At 73.5% G+C, this 21482-nt stretch carries 18 protein-coding genes; 8 read left to right on the top strand and 10 right to left on the bottom strand.

Features of this window, described 5'->3' with window-relative positions; translation table 11 throughout:
* Window positions 1-448: 448 nt before the first annotated feature.
* From PATMI_RS0104350 to PATMI_RS0104340, 3 genes are all read left to right on the top strand, one after another.
* Complete coding sequence (locus PATMI_RS0104350) at window positions 449-1543, top strand: LLM class flavin-dependent oxidoreductase (protein ID WP_026909992.1); 1095 nt, start codon at window positions 449-451, stop codon at window positions 1541-1543.
* 171 nt (window positions 1544-1714) lie between these two features.
* On the top strand, window positions 1715-2527 hold the full coding sequence (locus tag PATMI_RS0104345) for an alpha/beta fold hydrolase (protein WP_026909991.1): 813 nt from the start codon (window positions 1715-1717) through the stop codon (window positions 2525-2527).
* Window positions 2528-2529: 2 nt separating this feature from the next.
* Entirely contained in the window at window positions 2530-3582 is a 1053-nt protein-coding gene (locus PATMI_RS0104340) for an LLM class flavin-dependent oxidoreductase (protein ID WP_026909990.1), read from the top strand.
* A gap of 19 nt (window positions 3583-3601) precedes the next feature.
* Here PATMI_RS0104340 and PATMI_RS0104335 read toward each other — a convergent pair whose 3' ends face one another.
* From PATMI_RS0104335 to PATMI_RS0104325, 3 genes are all read right to left on the bottom strand, one after another.
* Window positions 3602-4009 carry a nuclear transport factor 2 family protein gene (locus PATMI_RS0104335; RefSeq protein WP_026909989.1) on the bottom strand — a complete coding sequence of 136 codons (408 nt, stop codon included), beginning with the start codon at window positions 4007-4009 and terminating at the stop codon, window positions 3602-3604.
* Window positions 4006-5301 carry a cytochrome P450 gene (locus PATMI_RS27320; protein WP_051471043.1) on the bottom strand — a complete coding sequence of 432 codons (1296 nt, stop codon included), beginning with the start codon at window positions 5299-5301 and terminating at the stop codon, window positions 4006-4008. The genes PATMI_RS0104335 and PATMI_RS27320 overlap by 4 nt, the downstream gene beginning before the upstream one ends.
* A gap of 160 nt (window positions 5302-5461) precedes the next feature.
* Window positions 5462-7021: an AMP-binding protein gene (locus tag PATMI_RS0104325; RefSeq protein WP_026909988.1), complete on the bottom strand. Its 1560-nt coding sequence runs from the start codon at window positions 7019-7021 to the stop codon at window positions 5462-5464.
* Between the two features lie 158 nt (window positions 7022-7179).
* Here PATMI_RS0104325 and PATMI_RS27315 point away from each other — a divergent pair, with 158 nt between their 5' ends.
* The gene (locus tag PATMI_RS27315; protein ID WP_084269654.1) at window positions 7180-8415 is read left to right on the top strand and encodes a CaiB/BaiF CoA transferase family protein; all 1236 of its coding nucleotides are present in this window, start codon (window positions 7180-7182) and stop codon (window positions 8413-8415) included.
* Here the strand turns inward: PATMI_RS27315 and PATMI_RS0104315 are convergent, their stop codons facing one another.
* Window positions 8416-9264, bottom strand: a complete 849-nt coding sequence (locus PATMI_RS0104315; protein WP_026909987.1) for a mycofactocin-coupled SDR family oxidoreductase — start codon at window positions 9262-9264, stop codon at window positions 8416-8418.
* 163 nt (window positions 9265-9427) lie between these two features.
* On the opposite strand from PATMI_RS0104315, the gene PATMI_RS0104310 reads away from it, so the two are divergent.
* Window positions 9428-10051 (top strand): HAD family hydrolase, encoded by a 624-nt coding sequence (locus tag PATMI_RS0104310; RefSeq protein ID WP_026909986.1) that lies wholly within the window; start codon window positions 9428-9430, stop codon window positions 10049-10051.
* Here PATMI_RS0104310 and PATMI_RS0104305 read toward each other — a convergent pair.
* Window positions 10048-11331, bottom strand: coding sequence for an acyl-CoA dehydrogenase family protein (locus PATMI_RS0104305; protein WP_026909985.1), 1284 nt, complete (start codon window positions 11329-11331; stop codon window positions 10048-10050). The two genes, PATMI_RS0104310 and PATMI_RS0104305, sit on opposite strands and share 4 nt — an antisense overlap.
* A 237-nt stretch (window positions 11332-11568) precedes the next feature.
* Between PATMI_RS0104305 and PATMI_RS27310 the strand changes: the two genes are divergently transcribed.
* Both PATMI_RS27310 and PATMI_RS0104295 read left to right on the top strand, forming a co-directional pair.
* Complete coding sequence (locus PATMI_RS27310; protein ID WP_051471041.1) at window positions 11569-12618, top strand: phosphotransferase family protein; 1050 nt, start codon at window positions 11569-11571, stop codon at window positions 12616-12618.
* A 73-nt stretch (window positions 12619-12691) separates the two neighbouring features.
* Window positions 12692-13468: an SDR family NAD(P)-dependent oxidoreductase gene (locus PATMI_RS0104295; RefSeq protein WP_026909984.1), complete on the top strand. Its 777-nt coding sequence runs from the start codon at window positions 12692-12694 to the stop codon at window positions 13466-13468.
* Window positions 13469-13474: 6 nt separating this feature from the next.
* Here the strand turns inward: PATMI_RS0104295 and PATMI_RS27305 are convergent, their stop codons facing one another.
* Window positions 13475-15391 (bottom strand): GAF domain-containing protein, encoded by a 1917-nt coding sequence (locus PATMI_RS27305; protein WP_051471040.1) that lies wholly within the window; start codon window positions 15389-15391, stop codon window positions 13475-13477.
* 159 nt (window positions 15392-15550) lie between these two features.
* Window positions 15551-16597 (bottom strand): phosphotransferase family protein, encoded by a 1047-nt coding sequence (locus PATMI_RS27300; RefSeq protein ID WP_036725216.1) that lies wholly within the window; start codon window positions 16595-16597, stop codon window positions 15551-15553.
* A 374-nt stretch (window positions 16598-16971) separates the two neighbouring features.
* Here PATMI_RS27300 and PATMI_RS0104280 point away from each other — a divergent pair, with 374 nt between their 5' ends.
* Window positions 16972-17736 (top strand): crotonase/enoyl-CoA hydratase family protein, encoded by a 765-nt coding sequence (locus PATMI_RS0104280; RefSeq protein ID WP_051471039.1) that lies wholly within the window; start codon window positions 16972-16974, stop codon window positions 17734-17736.
* A gap of 7 nt (window positions 17737-17743) precedes the next feature.
* Here the strand turns inward: PATMI_RS0104280 and PATMI_RS27295 are convergent, their stop codons facing one another.
* Genes PATMI_RS27295 through cofH form a run of 3 tightly spaced genes read right to left on the bottom strand, consistent with a single transcriptional unit; the run spans window position 17744 to window position 21411 of the window.
* Entirely contained in the window at window positions 17744-18391 is a 648-nt protein-coding gene (locus PATMI_RS27295) for a class I SAM-dependent methyltransferase (protein WP_051471038.1), read from the bottom strand.
* A gap of 47 nt (window positions 18392-18438) precedes the next feature.
* Entirely contained in the window at window positions 18439-19101 is a 663-nt protein-coding gene (locus tag PATMI_RS27290; protein WP_051471037.1) for a class II aldolase/adducin family protein, read from the bottom strand.
* 3 nt (window positions 19102-19104) lie between these two features.
* Window positions 19105-21411, bottom strand: a complete 2307-nt coding sequence (cofH, locus tag PATMI_RS27285) for a 5-amino-6-(D-ribitylamino)uracil--L-tyrosine 4-hydroxyphenyl transferase CofH (protein WP_084269652.1) — start codon at window positions 21409-21411, stop codon at window positions 19105-19107.
* Window positions 21412-21482: the final 71 nt, after the last annotated feature.

Here is a 21482-nt window from a genome sequence, read left to right as displayed (position 1 = left end):
GCGCCCACGGCGCAGGAACACGCGCCGGCCGGCTTGGGCGGTCGGGGTGGCGTTCGTTCCTGCGCTCCGCGTCGACCTGCTCGCTCGACCCGCGGGCCCGCGCACCTCGGACCCGGCTCCGGCGACGTTGCGCCGAACCGCCCGCCGGCGATACGCGCGGCGGGACGCGACCGCGCCCCGGGCCTGCCGGACGGCCGCCCGCACCCGTGCCGACGCCCGACCGCGCCCGAACCAGCCCGGCGCCGTTCCGCACGGCGCCGGACCCGTTCCCGCCCCCGCGAACCCCCGCCCCCACTGGCGATCCGGCCACTTTCGTAGAACCGTACGAAACGGCCGCGAAGGTCCTTCCGGGAGCCCCCCGCACGCGAACTACGTTGGCACCACGGCTGCACGACGGGCAGCACTCACGACACGCACCCGCCTGCGGGCGGAAAGGACGGGCTTTCCCATGGACGTCGGAATCCAGCTGATCTTCCAGAACACCCACGAGGGCATGTCCGACGCCGACATGTTCCGTGCCGAGACGGACCTCGCGATCCACGCCGAGACGGCGGGCTTCGACTACGTCCAGGCGCCCGAGCATCACTTCGATCCGAACTACTCGATGATGCCGGACAACATGCAGTTCTCCGCCCATCTGCTGGCGAAGACGAGCCGCATCAAGGTCGGCACCGGCGCGATCATCCTGCCGTGGTGGCCGAACCCGCTCCGGGTCGCCGAGAAGATCGCGATGCTGGACATCCTCGGCGAGGGCCGCTTCATGCTCGGCTTCGGCCGCGGCCTGGCCCGCGAGGAGTACGAGGCTTTCGGCGTCGACATGGCCGAGGCCCGCGGTCGCTTCGACCAGGCCGCCGAGATCATCCTCGACATCCTCGACACCGGCGTCGCCGAGTACGACACCGAGTTCTTCAAGCAGTCGCGCGTCGAGATCCACCCGACGCCCGAGCGCGGCTGGCGCGACCGCGAGTTCTTCTCCGTCGCGATGACGCCGGACTCCGGCATCGCCGCCGCCAACCTCGGCGGCACGATGATGTCCTTCGTCCAGCTGCCCATCGAGCAGCACGCCGAGGCCATCGAGGCGTGGCGTGCGCGCTGGCGCGAGGTCCGCCCGAACGTCGAGCCGGGCGCCCCGCTCCTGACCGACTTCACGTACTGCCACGAGGACGCCGAGGTCGCCGAGAAGGTCGCCCGCGAGTACCTCTCCAAGTACTACCTGTCGGTCATCAAGCACTACGACTTCAACGGCGACCACTGGGGCAAGACCAACGGCTACCAGGCCTACCAGGCCGGCGCCGACGCCATCAAGGAGGCCGGCCTGGAGGCCGCCTGCGAGGGCTTCATCGCCTCGCAGTGCTGGGGCACGCCCGACCAGATGGTCGAGAAGTACAAGCAGCGCTTCGACCTCATCGGCGAGCTCCGCTGCTCGATGGCCGTCTCCTACGCCGGCATGCCGCACGACATGGTCCGCGGCAGCATGGACCTCATCGGCGAGCAGGTCATCCCGCGCCTGCACGAGATGTCGGCGACGCCCGCCGCCGTCTGACCGGCGCGGCGACGCGGCCGCGTCGCCGCCCCACCCGGGCCATCCGGCGGGCGACCGCGACGGGTGCCCGGGACGGTGCCGTCCGCCCGGACGGCACCGGTGCGACCGGGCGGGGGACCGCCCGGTCGGTGTCCGTCCAGCCCCCACACCACCCGGAAGATCGAGGACCACATGGCCTACCTGAACGTCGACGGCGACCGCCGGATCTACTACGAGCACCACGCGGGGGACGGGCGGGCGATCGTCCTGATCCACGGCTGGGGCGCCTCGACGCGGTTCTGGGACACGACGCTGCCGTCGCTCCTGGAGGCCGGCCACGAGGTCGTGCTGCTCGACGTCCGGGCGGCGGGCCAGTCGGACAACGACTTCGCCGAGGTCTCGGTCGACACGACCGCGTCCGACGTCATCGCGCTGATCGAGCACACGGGCCTCGACAAGCCGGTCGTCAACGGCTGGTCGGCCGGCGGGGCGATCGCCGCCGAGGTCGTCATCCGCCTGGGCGACCGCGCCTCGGGCCTCGTCCTCACGTGCGGCGCGACGCCGCGCTACTCGCAGGCCGAGGGCTGGCCGCACGGCGGCACCGCCGAGGAGGTCGCCGGGCTCGTCGCCGGCATCCGCCAGGACCGGGCCGCGGGGCTGCGCGGGATCGCGAACGCGGTCTGCGCGCCGGACGCCGCGGTGTCCCCGGACCTCGTCGAGTGGATGTGGCACGAGTTCATGAAGATCGGCGTCAAGGGCGACGACCTGCTCGTCAGCATCGCCGAGGCCGACGTCCGCGAGGGCCTCGGGGCGCTCGGCGTGCCGGCCCTCCTCTACGGCGGCCGGCACGACGCGTTCGTCGCCTACGACGCGGCCAAGGCCGCGGCCGACCTCATCCCGGACGCCCGCTTCGTCGGGTGCGAGAAGAGCGGCCACGCGCCGTTCTACGAGGAGCCCGAGCTCTACCGCGAGGAGCTCCTCGCGTTCCTCCAGAAGGTGTCCTGACCATGGGCGCCGCGGCGACCGGACCGGACGACGTCCGCTTCGGCCTCTGGTACGACCTGCGCAACCCCGAGCAGTGGCGCCGGCCGTTCGAGCAGCTCTACGCCGACGTGCTCGACCAGATCGCGTGGGCGGAGACCCAGGGCATCGGGTCGGTCTGGTTGACGGAGCACCACTTCTGCGACGACGGCTACACGCCGTCCCCGCTGGTGGTGGCGGCCGCGATCGCGGCCCGCACGAAGGACCTGCGGATCTCGACGAACCTCATGCTCCCGGCGCTGCACGACCCGGTGCGCCTGGCCGAGGACGCCGCGACGCTGGGGATCCTCAGCGACGGCCGCTTCGACCTCGGCATCGCGGTGGGCTACCGCGAGCTCGAGTTCGAGGCGTTCGGCCGGAACATCAAGCACCGGCCGAGCCTCCTGGAGGAGACCGTCGAGGTCGTCCGTCGCGCGTGGTCGGGGCGCTCGATCGCCTTCGGCGGCAAGCGGTTCGACTACCCCGACCTCACGGTCCACCCGCAGCCCGCCCGGACGCCGCAGGTCCTGATCGGCGGCATGTCGCCCCCCGCGATCGACCGCGCCGCGCGGATCGGCGACGGGTTCCTGAGCACCCAGAACGCGCACCACGAGATGTACGTCGAGGGGCTCGAGCGGGCCGGACGGCCGCGGTCGGAGGGCGCGATCTACGCGGGCCAGTGGGCGATCGTGGCGGAGGACCCGGAGGCCGAGTGGGCGCGCATCGGGCAGCACGCGCTCTACCAGCTGAACGAGTACATCGGCTGGGGCGCCTTCGGGCCGCCGGACGAGACCCCGCGGTTCCCGGACGCCCAGTCGATCGTCGACGCCGGGGCCTTCCAGCTCTGGGACGTCGAGACGGCGACCCGCGAGATCTCCGACCTGCTCGTGGGCCAGCCGCTGATCCGCGACGTCCACTTCTGGGCGCAGCTCCCCGGCGAGTCCGTGGAGTCCGGCAGCGCGCGCATCGCGACGCTGACGTCGAAGGTCCTGCCGGCGGTGCGCGAGCGCCTCGCGGCGGAGCGGGCCCCCGCGGGCTGACCCCGCCCCGCCGGCGTCCTCAGCAGAGGACGTCGGCGGCGTGCATCGTGTCGAGGAACTCCTTGGCCCGACGGATCTTCCCGTCGTGGACCTCGAACAGGAAGTGGTACTGGTTGTTGTAGACCACGCCGTCGTTGCGCTCGGTGTAAAACTCCGCCTCGACGGCCACGCGATCGCCCTCGGCGGTGAACGCCTTCGGGGTGATCCCGAGCGGGATCCGGAAGGCGTCGCCCACGCCCCCGAGCAGCGCGGTGAACGCGGCCTTCGTGTGGGTGCCCGACAGCGGCGTCGTGCCGGCGACCCACCAGGTCCCGTCGTCGGCGACAAACTCCATCGCCCCGGCGACGTCCCCGGTGCTCAGGACCTCCAGGAAGTCGCGGATCGTCTGCTTGTTCGCCTCGAGGCGCGTGGTCCCGGTGGTGCTCATGCTCGGTCCTTCGGTCGGTTGAACTCGATGTCGACGCGCCGGTAGCCGCGGGCGGAGAAGCTCGGCTGGTGCGCCAGGTCGGCCTCGGGGGCGAGGCGGATGTCGGCGAGCCGCTCGAGGAGCACCTCGAACGCGACCTTGCCCTCGACGCGCGCCATCTCGGCGCCGGCGCAGAAGTGGATCCCCGCCCCGAAGGTCAGGTGCCGCTTCGCGTTCCTCCGGTGGATGTCGAACGAGCGCGGGTCCTCGAAGACGGTCTCGTCCTGACCCGCGGCGCCCCACATCGGGATCACCATCGTGCCCGGCGCGAACGACTCGCCGAGCACCTCGGCGCCCTCCTGCGCACGCCGGAACGTGCAGTGGATCGGCCCGTCGAAGCGGAGGACCTCCTCCAGGAAGTTCGGGATCAGCGTCGGGTCGGCGCGGAGCTCGGCCATCGACTCGGGGTGCTGGAGCAGCAGGACGAGGCCGTTGCCGATGAGGTTCGTCGTCGTCTCGTTGCCGGCGAGCAGCAGCTGGCTGACGATCGGCAGGAGCTCCGCCGTGGTCAGGCGCCTGGGCCCGGGGAGCTCGGCGGTGTCGTCGTCGATCTCGGCGTTGGCGAGGTCGCTGAGGAGGTCGTCGCAGGGCGTCTCCCGGCGCTCCTCGATCAACGGGATCATGTACTGCTGGAACGCGATGACGGCGCGCGCGACCTCCGCCCGGCGGGGGTTGTCGAGCACGTCGAGGTTGCCCGCGAGCATGCAGTCCGACCAGTGCTTGAACGCCGGCATGTCCGCGCGGGCGACACCGAGGGTGTCCGCGATGACGGTCAGGGGCAGGCCGATCCCGAACTGCGTGTGGAGCTCGCAGCGGCCGTCGTCCACGAACGCGTCGACCAGCTCGTGGGCGATCTGCCGCATCGCGCCCTCGAGCTTGCGGACGCGGCGCGGGTTCAGCGCCTTGTTCACGAGCGCCCGGTGCCGCGTGTGGTGCGGCGGGTCCGCCGTGAACAGCGCGTTGTCCATCGGGTGGTACTGCTCGAGGAGGTCGAGCACCTCCTGCGAGAACGGCTCCTCGCTCACGCCCATGTGGCGCGGGCCGCCCTCGCCGGCGACGCTCGAGGAGAAGTCCTTGGTGTTCAGCGCCATCGTCCGGACGTCGGCGTAGCGGCTGACGAGCCAGCCGACCCCGGGCTCGTGCTTGACCGGGCACTCCCGCAGGAGCTTCGGGTAGTAGCGGTACGGGTCCTCGGTGAACGCCGGGTCCGTCAGTGCCGCCTCCGGCAGGTCCTCGGTCTGTTGGTCGTGCACGTCGTCCTCCTCGTGGGGGTGTTCCGTGCTTCCAACGTAGGCCCGTCCGTACGCCGTACGGGACCGGTGGTCCGACCGTTCCGTGATTCGCCCAAGAGGCGCCGGGACCGGGTCGTCCGGCGCCCGGGCGGACCCGGTAGCCGACCCGGCCGGGACGGCCCTACGCCCCCGCGACGTACCGGTCGCGGAGCAGCCGCTTGTAGAGCTTCCCCGTCGCGTGGCGCGGGAGCTCGTCCTCGAAGTCGATGCTCCGCGGGCACTTGAACTTCGCCAGGTGCTCGCGGCAGAAGGCCAGGAGCTCGGCCTCGAGCTCCGGGCCCGCGGCGCCCGGGTCGGCCGGCTGGACGACGGCCTTGACCTCCTCGCCGAGCTCGTCGTGCGGGATCCCGAAGACGGCCACGTCGGTGACCTTCGGGTGCGTGACGAGGACCGCCTCGGACTCCTGCGGGTAGATGTTCACGCCGCCGCTGAGGATCAGGTCGCTGCGACGGTCGCTGATGTAGAGGTACCCGTCCTCGTCGAGGTGCCCGAGGTCGCCGACCGTCGCCCAGCCGCGGTCGTTGCGCGACTCGGCGGTCTTCTCCGGGTCGTTGCGGTACGAGAACGGCGGGCCGCCCTCCGACCAGATCGTGCCGGTCTCGCCGGCCGGCAGCTCGCGGCCGTTGTCGTCGAGCACGTGCGGGATCCCGAGCAGCGACCGGCCGACCGACCCGGGCCGCTCCAGCGACTCCTCGGACGTGATCGCGGTGAACATGTGGTTCTCGGTCGCCGCGTAGTACTCGTGGATCACCGGGCCGAACCACTCGATCATCCGGCGCTTGACCTCCGGCGGGCACGGCGCCGCGGCGTGGATGACGCACCGCAGCGACGACACGTCGAACCGCAGGCGCTCCTCGTCGGGCAGCTTCAGCATCCGCACGAACATCGTCGGCACCATCAGCGCGTGCGTGACGCGGTGGCGCTCGATCAGCGCGAGCGCCTCGCGGGCGTCGAAGCGCTCCATGACGACCGCGGTGCCGCCGGTGCGGTGGACGGTCATGTTCACCCGCAGCGGGGCGGAGTGGTAGAGCGGCGCGGGGGACAGGTAGACCATGTCCTTCGTGAACCCGAAGCGGCCCTGCATGAGCTTCGCGACGCCGGGCGGCGTGCCGAGCGGGGCCAGCGGCAGCGCGTCCTCGATGCCCTTCGGCCGGCCGGTGGTGCCGGAGCTGTAGAGCAGGTCGATGCCCTCGGCCTCGTCGTCGAGCGGCTCGCCCGGAAGCCCGGCCACGAGCGCGTCGAGGTCCTCGAAGCCGTCCAGCGGGCCCTCGGTGCCGATCAGGGCCGGCGGGTCGTCGAGGCCGGCGACGGCGTCCCGGACGACCACGGCGCAGCCCGGCGTGGCGAAGACGACGCGGCTGTCGCTGTCCTGCAGCAGGTACGCGATCTCGGGGGCCGTCAGGCGGGTCGACGCGGCGGTGTAGCGGAGGCCGGAGCGCTGGGCGGCCCACGCGACCTCGAAGAACCGCGGGGTGTTCTCCATCACGAGCGCGACGCAGTCGCCGTGCCGCAGGCCCCGGTCGTGCAGCAGCCGGGCGATCCGGCGGGACCGCTCCGTCAGGCGGGTGTAGGTGACCTCCTCGCCGCCGCGGGCCATCCGATAGGCGACCGCCGTGGGATCCGCCGCGGCGTGGTCGTCCGGGAACGCGCGGGTTGCTGTCGACGTGGGCTGCGATGTCACCGGTGTGCTCTCCCTTCCCGGCCGTCGGCCGGACCCCGCCAGCGTAGGTCGGGGCGCCGGGCCCGCCGCGCCGCCGCGCCGGGCCGATTTGGAGGACCCTCCGAAACCGGGCCCGCGGGCGACCTCGGGAGTCGTGCGCCCGCGGCAGTCTCGGGACGATGTCCGACGCGCGCGACCGGCCGACCACCACCCCGGACGGAGGCTCCGGTGCGACCGGTCCCGCGGGGGACGGGGCCGGGGACCGCGACGGCACCGCCGCGCCGTCCGGCCCGCTCGCCGGCGTCCGCGTCGTCGAGCTCGGCGGCATCGGCCCCGCCCCCTTCGGCTGCATGCTGCTGGCCGACATGGGGGCCGAGGTCGTCCGGGTCGACCGCGCGAGCCAGGCGGGCGATCCGGGGGCCGTCGACCGCGCGCTCGTGCGCGGCCGCACCTCGGTGACGGTCGACCTCAAGCAGCCCGAGGGCGTCGACGTCGTCCTGCGGCTGACCGACGCGGCCGACGTCCTGGTCGAGGGGTTCCGGCCCGGCGTGGCCGAGCGGCTCGGCGTCGGCCCGGACGTCGTCCGCGGACGCAACCCGCGGCTCGTCTACGGGCGGATGACCGGGTGGGGGCAGGAGGGCCCGTACGCCCAGGCGCCCGGCCACGACCTGAACTACCTGGCGCTCACCGGGGTCCTCCACGCGATCGGCCGTGGCGACCGCCCCGTGGCGCCGCTGAACCTCATCGGCGACTTCGGCGGCGGGGGCGCGCTCCTGGCGTCCGGGGTCGTCGCGGCGCTGTTCGAGCGCGAGCGCTCCGGTCGGGGGCAGACCGTCGACGTCGCGATGGTCGACGGCGCGGGGCAGCTCGCCACGGCGATCCACGGGATGCGGCACGAGGGCTTCTGGGAGGACGACCGCGAGGCGAACCTGCTGGACGGGGGTGCGCACTTCTACGACGTCTACGCGACGAAGGACGGGCGCTTCGTCTCCGTCGCCGCGATCGAGCCGCAGTTCTACGCCGCGCTGCTGCAGGGGATGGGGCTCGACGCGGACGAGCTGGGGCCGCAGGACGACCGCTCCCGGTGGCCCGCGAACTCGGCGCGGTTCGCGGAGGTCTTCGCCGGCCGGACCCGCGACGAGTGGTGCGCGGTCCTCGAGCCGCTCGGCGCGTGCTTCGCCCCGGTGCTCTCGCTCGACGAGGCGCCGCACCACGCGCACGCCGTGGCCCGTCGCGGCTTCGTCGAGGTCGACGGCCACGCCGTCCCCGCCCCGGCCCCGCGCTTCGACCGCACCCCGGCGACCGCGGGCCGCGCGCCGGTGCCGGCCGGGACGGACACCGACGCCACGCTCGCCGACGCGGGGTTCACGACCGACGAGATCGAGGCGCTGCGCGCGGCGGGCGCGGTCGCCTGATCACTTCGTGAGGAACCCTGCGTCGACCGGGATCGCCGTGCCCGTCACGTAGCGGCCGGTGTCGGAGACGAGGAACAGCATCGCGTTGGTCGTGTCGTCGGGGTCGATCCACGGGACCGGGATCGCGTTGGCCTGCCGGTGCGGCGAGCCCTCGCGCTCGGCGTCCTCCCGGGTCGGGTTCTCGACGTCCGGCATGAACAGCTTCCGGGTGAACGCGTTCTGCACCATCGGCGTGTCGACGTTCGTCGGGCAGATGACGTTGACCCGGATGTGGTCGGGCCCGAGCTCGAACGCCAGCGACTTGGCGATCCCGACCATCGCGTGCTTCGTCGCGACGTAGTGGACGATGTTCGCCATCCCCTTGAAGCTCGCGACGGAACCGATCAGCACGATCGACCCGCCGCGACCACCTGGGCTCGAGAGCCCCATGTGCGGCAGCGACGCCGAGATCGCGTGCCACGTCCCGTTGAGGTTGATGTCGATCAGCTCGTGCCACATCGCGTCGCTCATCTCACGCGCCGACGCGACCGACGCGATCCCGGCGTTCGGGATCACGATGTCGAGCCGGCCGAACGTCTCGATCCCCTCTTCGACGACGGACCGCACCGCGTCGGGGTCGCGGACGTCGGCCTCGACGGCCACGATGCGCCGGTCCAGCGCCTCGACGAGCCGCACGGTCTCCGCCAGGTCCTCCGCGTCCGGTCCCGGGTAGGACACGGTGTCGATCGACCGGTTGACGTCCAGCGCGATGATGTCGACCCCGCGCTCGGCCAGCCGCAGGGCGTGGTTGCGGCCCTGTCCGCGCGCCGCCCCGGTGATGAACGCGACCTTGCCCTCGAGATCCCCCATGCTGCTCCTCCTCGGTCCCGCCGGGCGGTGCGCCACGGCTGTCCCGAGCCTCGTGCAGGACGACGGGTCCCCGCCCGCGGTGCCGGCGGGGTCTTCGTCGCGGGCGACAAGCCGCCGCGGCACCAACGACGCGCGCCGACGAACGGCCACCTACCGTCCGACCGTGCCCGCCGCCACGCCGACCGCGCTCCTCATCGACTTCGGGGGCGTCCTGACCACCGACGTCTTCGCGTCGTTCGCCGCGGGCTGCGAGGCCGACGGCCTCGCCCCGGACCGCTTCCGGCGTGTCGTCCGCGAGGACCCGGAGGCGACGCCGCTGTTCCTCGCCGTCGAGCGCGGCGAGCTGTCCGAGGTCGCGTTCGAGCGGGCCTTCGCGCCGCGTCTGGGCGACGACGTCCGGCCCGAGGGGCTGCTCCGCAGGCTGACCGCCGCGCTGCGGCCCGACGACGCGATGCTGGCGGGCGTCGCCGCGCTCCGCGCCGCCGGGATCACCACGGTCCTGCTCTCGAACTCGTTCGGGATGCACTGCTACGACGACTACGACCTCGACGGCCTGTTCGACCACGTCGTGCTCTCCGGGCACGTCGGGGTCCGCAAGCCGTCGGGCGCGATCTACCGGCTCGCGCTGGAGCGGGCCGGTGTCGCCGCGGACCGCGCGGTCTTCGTCGACGACCTCGAGCAGAACGTCGTGGCGGCGGACCGCGCGGGCATCCGCGGGATCCGCCACGTCGCGGCCCCGGACACGCTCGCCGCACTCGAGACGACGTTCGGGGTGCGCCTCTTCTAGACCAGGCTCGAGCTCGACACGTACTGCGGGTAGAGCTTCTCGGCCGCGGCGCGCCGGGTCGGGATGTGGTCCGTCGGGACGTCGCGCGGCTCGTAGTTCCGCAGGATCCGCTTGGCGACCGTGACGCGGTGGACCTCGTCCGGGCCGTCGTAGAACCGGGCGGCACGGGACCACCGGTACATCTGCTCGAGCGGCATGTCCGTCGAGTAGCCGAGCGACCCGTGGATCTGGATCGCCTTGTCGAGGACCTCGTGCATCACCGGCGCGCCGGCGTACTTGATCATCGCGATCTCGGTGCGGGCGTTCGACGCGCCGACGCGGTCCATCGTCCACGCGGCGTGGAGCGTCAGGAGGCGCGCGGACTCGATCGCGGCGGCGGAGTCGGCGATCCAGTTCTGGATCGTCTGCTTCTCGCTCAGCAGGCTGCCGTGCACCGACTTCGAGACGGCGCGCTCGCACATCGCGTCGAACGCGCGACGGCAGACGCCGACCCAGCGCATGCAGTGGTGGATGCGACCGGGGCCCAGGCGCTTCTGGGCGAGCACGAACGCGCCGCCCTCGTCGCCGAGCAGGTTCTCCGCGGGCACGCGGACGTCCTCGTAGAAGACCTCGGAGTGCTGGTGGTTCAGGCCGTTGCTCTCCGGCTCGTGCATCAGGCCGATGTCGCGCATCGAGAGCCCCGGTGCGTCGGTCGGCACGATGAACATCGACATCGTCCGGTACGGGTCCGCGCCCTCGGACGTGTCGGTGCGGACCATCACGATGTGGAAGTCGCTGCGCGCGGCGTTGCCGACGAGCCACTTCGTCCCGTTGATGACCCACTCGTCGCCGTCGCGGACCGCGGTCGACGTGAACTGCTTCGGGTCCGACCCCGTGCCCTGCTCCGTCATCGAGAACGCGCTGTAGAGCCGGCCGTCGAGCAGCGGCTGGCCCCACTTCTCCCACTGGTCCGGGTCGCCGGAGATCGCGATCAGCTCGGAGTTGCCGGAGTCCGGCGCGTTGTTGCCGAAGACCGGCGGCGCGAGGTCGGAGCCGCCGAGGATCTCGTGCATCAGGCCGAGCTTCACCTGGCCGTAGCCCTGGCCGCCGTGCTCGGGGCCGAGGTGCGCGGCCCAGAGGCCCTGCGCCTTGACCTCCTCCATCAGCGGCTTGATCGCCTCGCGGTAGGAGCGCCAGTCGAGGTCGAGCGTCTCGAGCGGGTAGATCCGCTCGCGCACGAACGTCCGCATCCACTCGAGCTGCTGCTCGAACTCGGGTTCCGTGGAGAAGTCCCAGGCCATGTCGATGTCGCTCCGGTTCGTCGGCGGCCGGCGGGGCGGGCCCGCCCGTGGTCGCCGACGGTCGTCGGGGGTCGGACGGGCCGTGGTCGCCCGCGGCCACCGCAAGGTCGCACTCCAACCTAGGCGTCCACGCCGCCCGCGCGAAGCGGGGCGGGGCGCGCGTTCTCGGAGGAACCTCCAAACCGGGCCCGCCCGGCCCGTCCGGGCGTCCCCCGCGTGGGGAAGACTCGGCGTGTCGTGTCCGAGACCGCCGTCCGCCCGCCCACGCCCGTCCCGCCGGAGCTCGCCGACTGGCTGCAGGACGCCCTGGGCGTCGACGGGCCGTTCTCCCTGGACCCGCTCACCGGCGGCAACTCCAACGAGACGCTGCTCCTGCGCGCCGGCGACCGCCGGTGGGTCGTGCGCCGCCCGCCCGCCGAGGCGATCTCGAAGAGCGCGCACGACATGGGCCGCGAGCACCGCGTCCTCGTCGCCCTGGCGCAGACCGACGTCCCCGCGCCCGCCCCCGTCGTCGCCTGCGCGGACCCGGACGTCCCGGGCGCGCCGTTCATGGTCATGGAGGCGATCGACGGCCACGCGATCGCCGACGCGCTGCCGGCGTCCTACCCGCCCGGCCCCGACACGCTGCGCGCCGTCGGGTTCGCCGCGATGGACGCCCTCGCCGCGCTGCACCGCGCGCCGTGGGAGTCGATCGGCCTCGCCGACTTCGGCCGGCCCGCGGGGTTCCTCGGCCGACAGGTCGGGCGCTGGAGCGGCCAGCTGCAGCGCTACCGCCACCGCGAGCTCCCGTGGTTCGACGAGCTCGGCGCGTGGCTCGAGGAGCACCGCCCGCCGGACGGCGAGCCGGGCATCCTCCACGGCGACTTCCACCTCGACAACCTCATGCTCACGCCCGGCCCCGAGATCGCGCCCGCGGCGATCATCGACTGGGAGATGGCGACGATCGGCGACCCGCTGCTCGACCTCGGGCTGTTCCTCGGCTTCTGGGGCACCGACCGCCCCGCCGAGCCCGCGATGCCGCACGTGCAGGGCGTCTCGCGCGCGCCCGGCAGCCCGTCGCGCGCCGAGCTCGCCGCCCGCTACGCCGAGGGCTGCGGCCGGTCCGTCGAGCACCTCGACTGGTACATGACGCTCGCGTTCTGGAAGCTCGCCGCGATCGTCGAGGGCGCGTACGCCCAGCACGTCCAGGGCCTCCTCGACACGCCCTACGCCGCGCGCCTGGAGCACGACGTCCCGCTCCTCCTGGCCGAGGCCGCGGGCTTCGCGGGCCTCGCGCCCCGACCGTGACGCCCGCCGCCGGCCGAGCGGCTCGGCCGACCGGCCCCGTCGGCCCCCGACCTCCCCGATCCGAAGGACCCGCATGAGCGACCCGACCGACCACGCCCTCCCACTGCAGGGCAAGGTCGCCCTCGTCACCGGCGGCAGCCGCGGCCTGGGCCGCGAGACCGTCCTCGCGTTCGCCCGCGCCGGCGCCGACGTCGTGATCGCCAGCCGCGACCACGACAACTGCGAGGCGCTGGCCGAGGTCGTCCGCGCCGAGCACGGCCGGCGTGCCCTCGCGTTCGGCTGCCACGTCGGCCGGTGGGAGGAGCTCGACGACCTGATCGACGCGAGCTACGACGAGTTCGGGCGCGTCGACGTCCTCGTCAACAACGCCGGGATGTCGCCGCTCTACGACACGCCCGCGGACGTCAGCCAGGAGCTCTGGCGGAAGGTCGTCGACGTGAACCTCTCGGGGCCGTTCCGGCTGATGGCCGCGATCGGCGGCCGGATGGCCGCGGGCGACGGCGGGTCGATCATCAACGTCTCCAGCGTCGCGGGCACGAACCCGACGCCGCACGTCCTGCCCTACGCCGCCGCGAAGGCGGGCCTCGACGCGCTGACGATCGGGTTCGCCCGGGCGTTCGGCCCGAACGTCCGCGTCAACGGGATCGTGCCGGGCACCTTCCTCACCGACATCTCCGAGCACTGGGACCAGGAGGCGTTCGCCCGCGAGTCCGCGGCCTTCGCCCTGCAGCGCGGCGGCCGTCCGGACGAGATCGTCGGCGCGATGCTCTACTTCGCCACCGACGCGAGCAGCTACACGACGGGCTCGCTCCTGCGCGTCGACGGCGGCTACCTGCAGCCGCCGGACTGACCGCGCTCAGCCGGCGTCCGGCTCCTCGACGCCGGCCTCCCACGGCAGGACGCCCTTCAGCCGCAGGATCAGCAGCGCGAGCTGGACGCTGAACTGAGCGTCGGAGTCGTTCGTGACGTCGAGCTCCGTCAGGGTCTCCGCGCGCATGATCCGGTAGCGGATCGTGTTCTCGTGCACGCCCATCACCTGCGAGGTGCGACGGACCGAGCGGCCGTGGCGGCAGAAGACGTGGAGCGTCGTCAGGAGGTCCGCGCGCGACTTGTCGGTCAGGAGCTTCCCGAGGGTCTCCTGCACGAAGCGGTCGGCCTCGGCGGCGTTCGACGTCGACAGGAAGAGCCGGCCGGCGCCGAGGTCGTTGGCGGCGAGGACCTGGCTGTGGTCCGCGGCGGAGAACGTGTTCAGGCAGCGGACGACCTGGATCGCCTGCTCGTACGCCCGGACGTAGTCCGCGGGCTGCCGGCAGACCGTCGAGATCCCCGCGATCAGGGCGCCGTCGGCGTCGAGCGCGGCGCACGCGGCGGTCACGCGCGCCTTCACGGCCTCGAGGCCCTTGGCGTCGTCGGACGGCAGCGGGACGATCACGCCGACGCCCTCCGTCACCGCGGTGGCCAGCGGCCGGGGCTCGCCCTCGCCCTCGGGCGCGAACGCGTCGGCGACCGCGCGGGCGTCCGGCACGATCGTGCCGGAGTCGGTGGCCGTCGTGATCAGGCAGAGCGCGTGCGGGTCGTCGATGCGGATGCCGACGTGCTCCGCGCGTCGCTCGAGCGCGGAGATGTCGCGGTTGCCGCGGATCAGCTCGCCGGCCAGCGACGCGCCGACGTTCCACTCGGCCGCGGCGGCGCGCCGCTCGGCGCTCATGCCCCAGGCGATGACGGTCGCGCCGCGTCGGGCGACGAGCATGTCGAAGTTCGTCAGGCGGCTGCCGTGCTCGAGCAGCAGCAGGTGCCCCCACTGGTCGGTGCCGGCGGCCACCGGCGCCACGATGCAGCGGTTGTGGACCCCCGCGTACGGCATCGGCCCGACGACGCCGGGGCGGTTGTCGCGCAGGCCCGCGAGCGCGCGGCGGACGTCGGGGTGCGAGCGCGTGTCCGCGCTCAGCAGCTTCGGCAGCATCCCGTCGTCGTCCCCGGCCGGGCGGCCGACGGCGATCTGGCGGAACTCGGCGTCGTGGATCGCGCACGCCTTGCCGGTCAGCTCGGCGATCGCCGTCGCGATCTCCCGCATGTTGCTGCCCTCGAGCACGAGCGCGGTGAGGCGGTCGTCGACGACCGCGGCGCGGCGCATGCTCGCGTTCTGGGTCGCGACCGTCGTGAGCTTCGCGCGCAGGTCCGACGTCAGGCGCGCCTGCTGGATGGCGATCGCCGCGAGGTTCGCGAACATCGACGCGATCGCCTCGTCGGCGGCGGTGTACTGTCGCCGCTGGTCGGCGTCGTCGAGGTAGACGATCCCGACGACGTCGCCGCGCAGCACCATCGGCACGCCGAGCATCGAGCGGACGTCCCACGACCGCATCGTCGACTTGATCGGCCGGGTGTCGCTGCGGGTGTCCTGCACGACGACCGGGGCCTTCGTCGCCACGATCTCGCGCGTGAACGCGTCGCCGGCGCCCCCGGAGGTCAGCCGCTTGACGCCCTCGTCGATGTCGTGCAGCCAGTGCCCGACCTGCCCGCGGTAGAGGCTCGAGCGCTCGTCGCGCAGGTAGAGGCTGCAGCGCCGCACCCCGACGAGCTCGCAGATCTTCCGCGCGATGAGGTGCAGCAGGTCGTCGAGCTCGTGGAGCTCGGAGAGCGCCTCGGAGACGTCGCCGAACGCGGCGATCGCCTCGCCGTACAGATCCGCCGTCCGGGGGTCGGTCGGCGACGGGGCGGGCCCGTCGGGTGACGCTTGGACCTGGTGGTGCGGAGCGGTGATCTGGGAACCCACGTGTCTCTCGAATCGTCGATCCTGGACGCGGCGGCGACGGCCGCCCGGGAGTCCGAAGCTCCCACGGCGACGGCGCTCGGATCGGCCGGGCGCGGCGACGAGTTGTGGCGTGCTCCAACTCTAGGTGCGCCGGCCCGCGGCGCGGGAACGATTCGACGCTCAGGCCTCGAGCACGCGCAGGGCCTCCTCCGCGAGGAGCGGGGCCGCCCGGGCGATCACCTCGGGATCGAGCCCGTCGTCGCCCATCACGCCGGCGACGTACCGCGCGTGGATCCCCTCGGCGATGCACGCGAGCTTCCAGTGGCCGAGCGCCGTCCAGAAGTCGACCGGCCCGACGTCGGCCCCGGTCCGCGCCGCGTAGCGGTCGACGAGGAACTCGCGGCCGGGGAACCCGTCCGCGCGGGTCGGGGTCCCGGTGAGCGACGGACCGTCGTCGTCCGGGGCGGTCCAGTAGACGAGCAGCAGCCCGAGGTCGGCGAGCGGGTCGCCGAGCGTGCACAGCTCCCAGTCGAGCACCGCGGCGACGGTCCCGTCGGGGCGGAACGCCGTGTTGTCGAGCCGGAAGTCCCCGTGCACGATCCCGAGCCGGCGCTGCGGCGGGATCCGCTCGGAGAGCAGGCGGTGGCCCTCGTCGATCGCCGCGATCTCACGGGAGCGCGAGGCGTGCCACTGCTTGTGCCAGCGGCGCAGCTGGCGCTCGGCGAACCCGTCGCGGCGCGAGAGCCCGCCGAGACCGACCGCGTCGGGGTCGACCGCGTGCAGGTCGGCCATGGCGTCGACCAGCGTCTCGGCCAGCCGGTGCCGGTCCCCGACCGCGAACGCGGCCTCGACGGCCCGCTCGTCGCGCAGGATCGCGCCGTCGACGAATTCCATGACGTAGAACGGCGCGCCGGTGACCGCGGGGTCCTCGCACAGGCCGAGGACGGGCGGGACCGGCACGGCGGTGGGCAGGAGCGCGGAGATGATCCGGTGCTCGCGGGCCACGTCGTGCGCGGACTCCAGCACGAGTCCGGTCGGCGGACGGCGCAGCACGACCCGCCGCCCCTCGGCGTCGGTCACCCGGTAGGTCAGGTTCGAGCGTCCGCCGGCGACGAGGTCGTAGGCGAGCGTGCCCCGCAGCCCGGCGTGCTCCCGCAGCCACGGGCTCACGCGGTCGCGCTCGATGCCGGGGAGCGACACCGCGGTGCTCGCGGTGACGTCGCTCATCGGGGGCTCCGGGCCCGGGCGGGTGCTGCGATGTTCGGGCGCTCAGGCGCGGGACGGACCACGGTCGTGGTGCTCCTTCGAGGGAGGGACGGCAGGTGGCCGAGCCTACGGTCGTCCCGACGGCGCGCATCCACCACCGGTCCGCCGACTTGGAGCGCACCACAGGTCCCCGTCCCGGGACGGCGCACACCGGGCGCGGCCGGTTCTGGATCGACCGTTCCACGGTGTGTGCGGTGTCCGCAGACCCCCGTCCGCACCGTCCCGCACGGCCCGCCGGCGGCGACTTGTGGAGAACTCCGAATCGCCGGCGGCGGCCGTCCCACGGGCCCCGGAGGCTGGGCGAAGGTGACCGCCGACCCGTCGAGAGGAACGCCGTGCCGCACCCGATCCGCACCGCAGTGACCGCAGGCGTGCTGATCGTGACCCTCGACCGGCCCCGCGCGTACAACGCGTTCGACCGCGAGCAGGCGGTCGGCCTGTCCGCCGCGCTCGACGTGCTCGACGGGGACGACGACCTGCGCTGTGCGGTGATCACCGGTGCCGGCGGTCGCTTCTGCGCCGGGTCGGACCTGAAGGCCGTCGCCGCGGGCGCGTCGATGGAGGTCGCGCCCCGCGGGTTCTACGGGATGCTCGAGCGCCCGCCCGTCAAGCCGGTGATCGCGGCGGTCGAGGGTGCGGCGGTCGGCGGGGGCTGGGAGCTCGCGATGGCCTGCGACCTCGTCGTCGCCGCGCAGGGCGCCGTCTTCGCGCTGCCGGAGGTCCACCGCGGCGTGATCGCCTCCGGCGGCGCGATCGCCCGGCTGCCCCGCCGCGTCCCGTACCACGTGGCGATGGAGCTGCTCCTCACCGGCCGCACGATGGGGGCGGAGGAGGCAGCGCGCCTGGGCCTCGTCAACCGCGTCACGGACGACGGCGGCGCGCTCGACGGCGCGCTCGACCTCGCCGCGGAGATCGGCCGGGGCGGTCCGGTCGCGGTGCGCGCGACGAAGGAGGGCGTGGTCCGGTCGCTCGACGGCGACGCCGCGGCGGGCTGGGCGGTCTCGCGCGAGCTCGTGGAGCGGGTCGTGGCGTCGGAGGACATGGCCGAGGGCGTCGCCGCGTTCCTCGAGAAGCGCGACCCGGAGTGGACCGGACGCTGAGGGCCGGTCAGTCCCGCCGCCGCAGCCGTCGCACGGTCGGGCGGCCGGAGGCCTCGTCGCCGAGCAGGTCGAGCGTCCACGTCTCGGCGGCGGCCCGCCAGAACCCCGCGGCGGTCGGGCGACCGGGGTCGGCGATCCAGGCCTCGCCGCCGGGGGCCACGACCCGCTCGAGGGTGCGCAGCAACGCTGGGCCGTTGCGGGCCTCGTAGAGCACGTCGGCGGCGACGACCAGCGGCCAGGGCTCCGGCGGACCGTCCGGCCACGCGTCCGCGGGGGCGAACCAGTCCAGGCGCCGCAGGTCGAGGTCGAGCCCGTTGCGCTCGGCGTTGCCGGCCAGCAGCGCGAGCGCGTCGGCCGCCCAATCGGTTGCGGTGACGCGGGCGCCGCGGTGGGCGGCGACGAGGCTCGGCAGCCCGAGCCCGCACCCGAGCTCCAGGATCCGCAGACCGTCGAGGTCGACCGCCCCGAGCGCCTCGGCGAGCACCGGCGTGCTCGGCCACAGCTCGGCCCAGTACGGGAGGAACTCCTGCGCGCCGAACGCGTCGTCGTCGATCAGGGACTCGAGGTCCCGCGGGCGGCACACGTCGAGCGCGACCCCGCCGAGCACCACGTGCTCCGGGATCAGGTCGTCCTCGGGGTGCGGTCCGGCGGGCACCCCCTCGACCGTAGCGGGGCGGACGGGGGGACGCGGGGCGCCCCGGATCAGCCGGTCGAGCTGCCGGCGACGTCGTCGAGCACCGCCGACGCCACGCCCGTGGCCCACGGCGCCGCGCCGCGGACGAGCCAGGCGACGCGGGCCTGGCGCTCGACCACGCGGGCCGCGAGGAGGGCGTCCGCCGGGGTCGCGCCGACCGTCAGCACGCCGTGGCGGCCGAGGAGGACCGCGGTGTCGGGGCCGAGGGTCGTGGCGGCGGCGGTCGCGAGCGCCTCGGTGCCGGCGTCGGCGTGCGGGCTCGTGCGGACGGGCGCGATGCCGTGGTAGGCGAGGTCCTCGAGCTCCGGCTGCAGCGGCTCGTCGAGGAAGCTCCACGCGGTCGCGGCGACGCTGTGGGTGTGGAGGACACAGCCGACGTCGGGTCGCGCGCGGTAGACGGCGAGGTGCAGGGGCAGCTCCCGCGACGGCGTTCCGGCGCCGAGGACGACCCCGGAGGCGACGTCGACCATGACGAGGTCGCGGGCGCACATCGCGGCGTAGCCGGTGCGCGTCGGGGTCACGTGGACGGTCGGGCCGGTGCGGACCGAGACGTTCCCGACGGTGCCGACCACGAGGCCCTCGGGCTCGAGCGTGCGGGCGACCTCGGCGGCGCCCCGCAGGAGCGCGTGGTCCGCGATGCGGGCCCGACGGCTGCGGCGGCGACCCGGCATGGCTCAGGCGACCGCGACGGCGGTGGGGAGCGCGCCGCCGACGTACTCGTGGTCGGCGCCGGGCTCGAGCGGCAGCTCGCCGATCGGGTAATGCTCGATCGTGCCGTAGGTGGTGGTGCGCTCGGCGGCGGGGCGACCGGCGTCGTGGGCGGCCCGGGCGAGCTGGTGCGGGTGGAGGATCGTGCCGTGGGCGGCGCCGGCGAGGCGGGAGATGTTCTCCTCCATCAGCGTGCCGCCGAGGTCGTTGACGCCCCAGCGCAGGGCCTCGGTCGCGCCCTGCAGGCCCATCTTCACCCAGGAGGCCTGGACGTTCCGGATGCTGCGTCCGAGCGCGAGCCGGAAGACGGCGGTGTGCTTGAGGTTGTCCTCGATCGTGATCTCCTCGACGCCGTGCGTCCGGCCCAGGCGCGTCTGGAACGGGATGAACGACAGGGGCACGAACTCGGTGATGCCGCCGGTCTCCTCCTGGACCCGGCGGATCAGGCGCATGTGCTGGGCGAGCTCCCAGGGCTCCTCGATGTGCCCGAACATCACGGTCGAGGTGGACTTCAGCCCGGCGCGGTGCGACGCCTGGATGACGTCGACCCACCGCTGCACCGGCAGCTTGTTCGGCGAGATCCGCTGGCGCATCCCGTCGACGAGGACCTCGGCGGCGGTGCCGGGCGTCGAGCCGAGACCGGCCTCGCGCAGGAGCGGGAAGAGCTCGTGCAGCGGCAGGCCGGAGATGTCGGCCATGTGCGCGATCTCCATCGGCGAGTACGCGTGGAGGTGCAGGTCGCGGCCGTGGCGGAGCCCGAACTCCTTGGCGAGCCGGAGCCAGCGGAGGTAGTCGTCCAGCGTCCAGTCGGGGTGGATCCCGGACTGGATGCAGAGCTCGGTGGCGCCGTAGTCGACGGCGTCCCTGACGCGGGCCTCGAACTCCTCCTCCGACACGTCGTAGGCGTCGGGGGAGCGCTTGGACTGCCCGAAGCCACAGAACGCGCAGCCGACCGTGCAGACGTTGGAGAGGTTCAGGTTGCGGTTGACGACGAACGAGACGGTGTCGCCCGCGAGCTCACGGCGCAGCTCGTCCGCGGCGACGCGGATCTCCTCGACCGCGACCGGGTCGCGCTCGACGAAGAGGGCCGTCAGCTCCTCTTCCGACAGCTGCACGCCGTCGCGCGCCTTCTCCAGCGCGGGGGCGACGAGGCCCCGGTCGATGACGAACGGGGCCTCGGACCGGCCGGACGTGCCGCGCGGGATGAAGGTCCAGTACTTGACGGTGATCGCGTCGAGGACGGCGGGGTCGATCCACGTCTCGTCGATGTACTGCCCGTAGACGCAGAGCCGCTCGGACAGCGCGACGCCCTGCGGCTTCAGCTGCGCCCGCACCTGCGTCGGCGACGGGAACGGGTGCTCGGGCGAGATGTGGTCGCCGTTGGCGGAGAGACCGCCGAGGTCGGTCGCGCCGGCGGCGACGAGCTCGGGCCACCAGTCGGCGAGGTTCGGCGGGATCTGGATGCCGATGTCCGGCATCAACCGCCGGGTCTCCTCGACGAGCTCGACCATGTCGGCGATCGAGATCGGGTTCGCCCACGCCGGCAGCCCCAGGCTGGGCCGATGGTCGCCGATGCCGGTGCGCCAGTACTCGCGTGCGGCCTCGTCGGCGATCGCCCCGACGTCGCGCCCGTAGTACCGCTCGTGCGGGACGAAGTTCTGGAGGATGATCTCCTGCAGGTGGCCGAATTCGGCCTGGACCTCCGCGAGCGCGGCGAGCGAGTCGAAGCGCTCCTGCTTCGTCTCGCCGATCCCGACGAGGATCCCGGTGGTGAACGGGATCTTCAGCTCGCCGGCGGCGCGCAGCGTCGCGAGGCGCCGCTGCGGGTGCTTCGACGGCGACCCGGCGTGCACGGTCTCCATCAGCCGCTCGGAGATCGACTCGAGCATCACGCCCTGCGACGCGGTGACCGTCCGCAGCCGCGCGAGCTGCTCCTTCGTGACCGCGCCGAGGTTCGTGTGCGGCAGCAGCCCGCGCTCGAGCGCGCGCTCGCCGGCCCAGACGACGTAGTCGACGAAGTCGGTGAAGCCCCACTCCTTCAGCGTCGCGGCGACCTCGGGATGACTGTCGGGCTCCTCGCCGGTGAGGATCAGGAGCTCCTTCGCGCGGCGCTTGACGGCCTCGTCGAGGATCGCCAGGACCTCGTCCTTCGTGTGCAGATGGAACTTGCGGGTCGCGAACGCGCAGTACTTGCACACCGACGAACACGTCCGCGACAACGACAGCGTGTGGTTCCGACTGAACGTGACGCGACGGGGTGCGGCAACGGTCATCGAGCGATTGTGCCCTACGGCCGGGGTGGGGGCGTGCCGACGGGCGTTCCGGACTGGAGAGCCCGACGACC

Source organism: Patulibacter minatonensis DSM 18081 (assembly GCF_000519325.1).
Lineage (GTDB): Bacteria > Actinomycetota > Thermoleophilia > Solirubrobacterales > Solirubrobacteraceae > Patulibacter > Patulibacter minatonensis.
The sequence above is the reverse complement of the archived record's forward strand: the minus strand, read 5'-3'. Positions and strand labels throughout refer to the sequence as shown.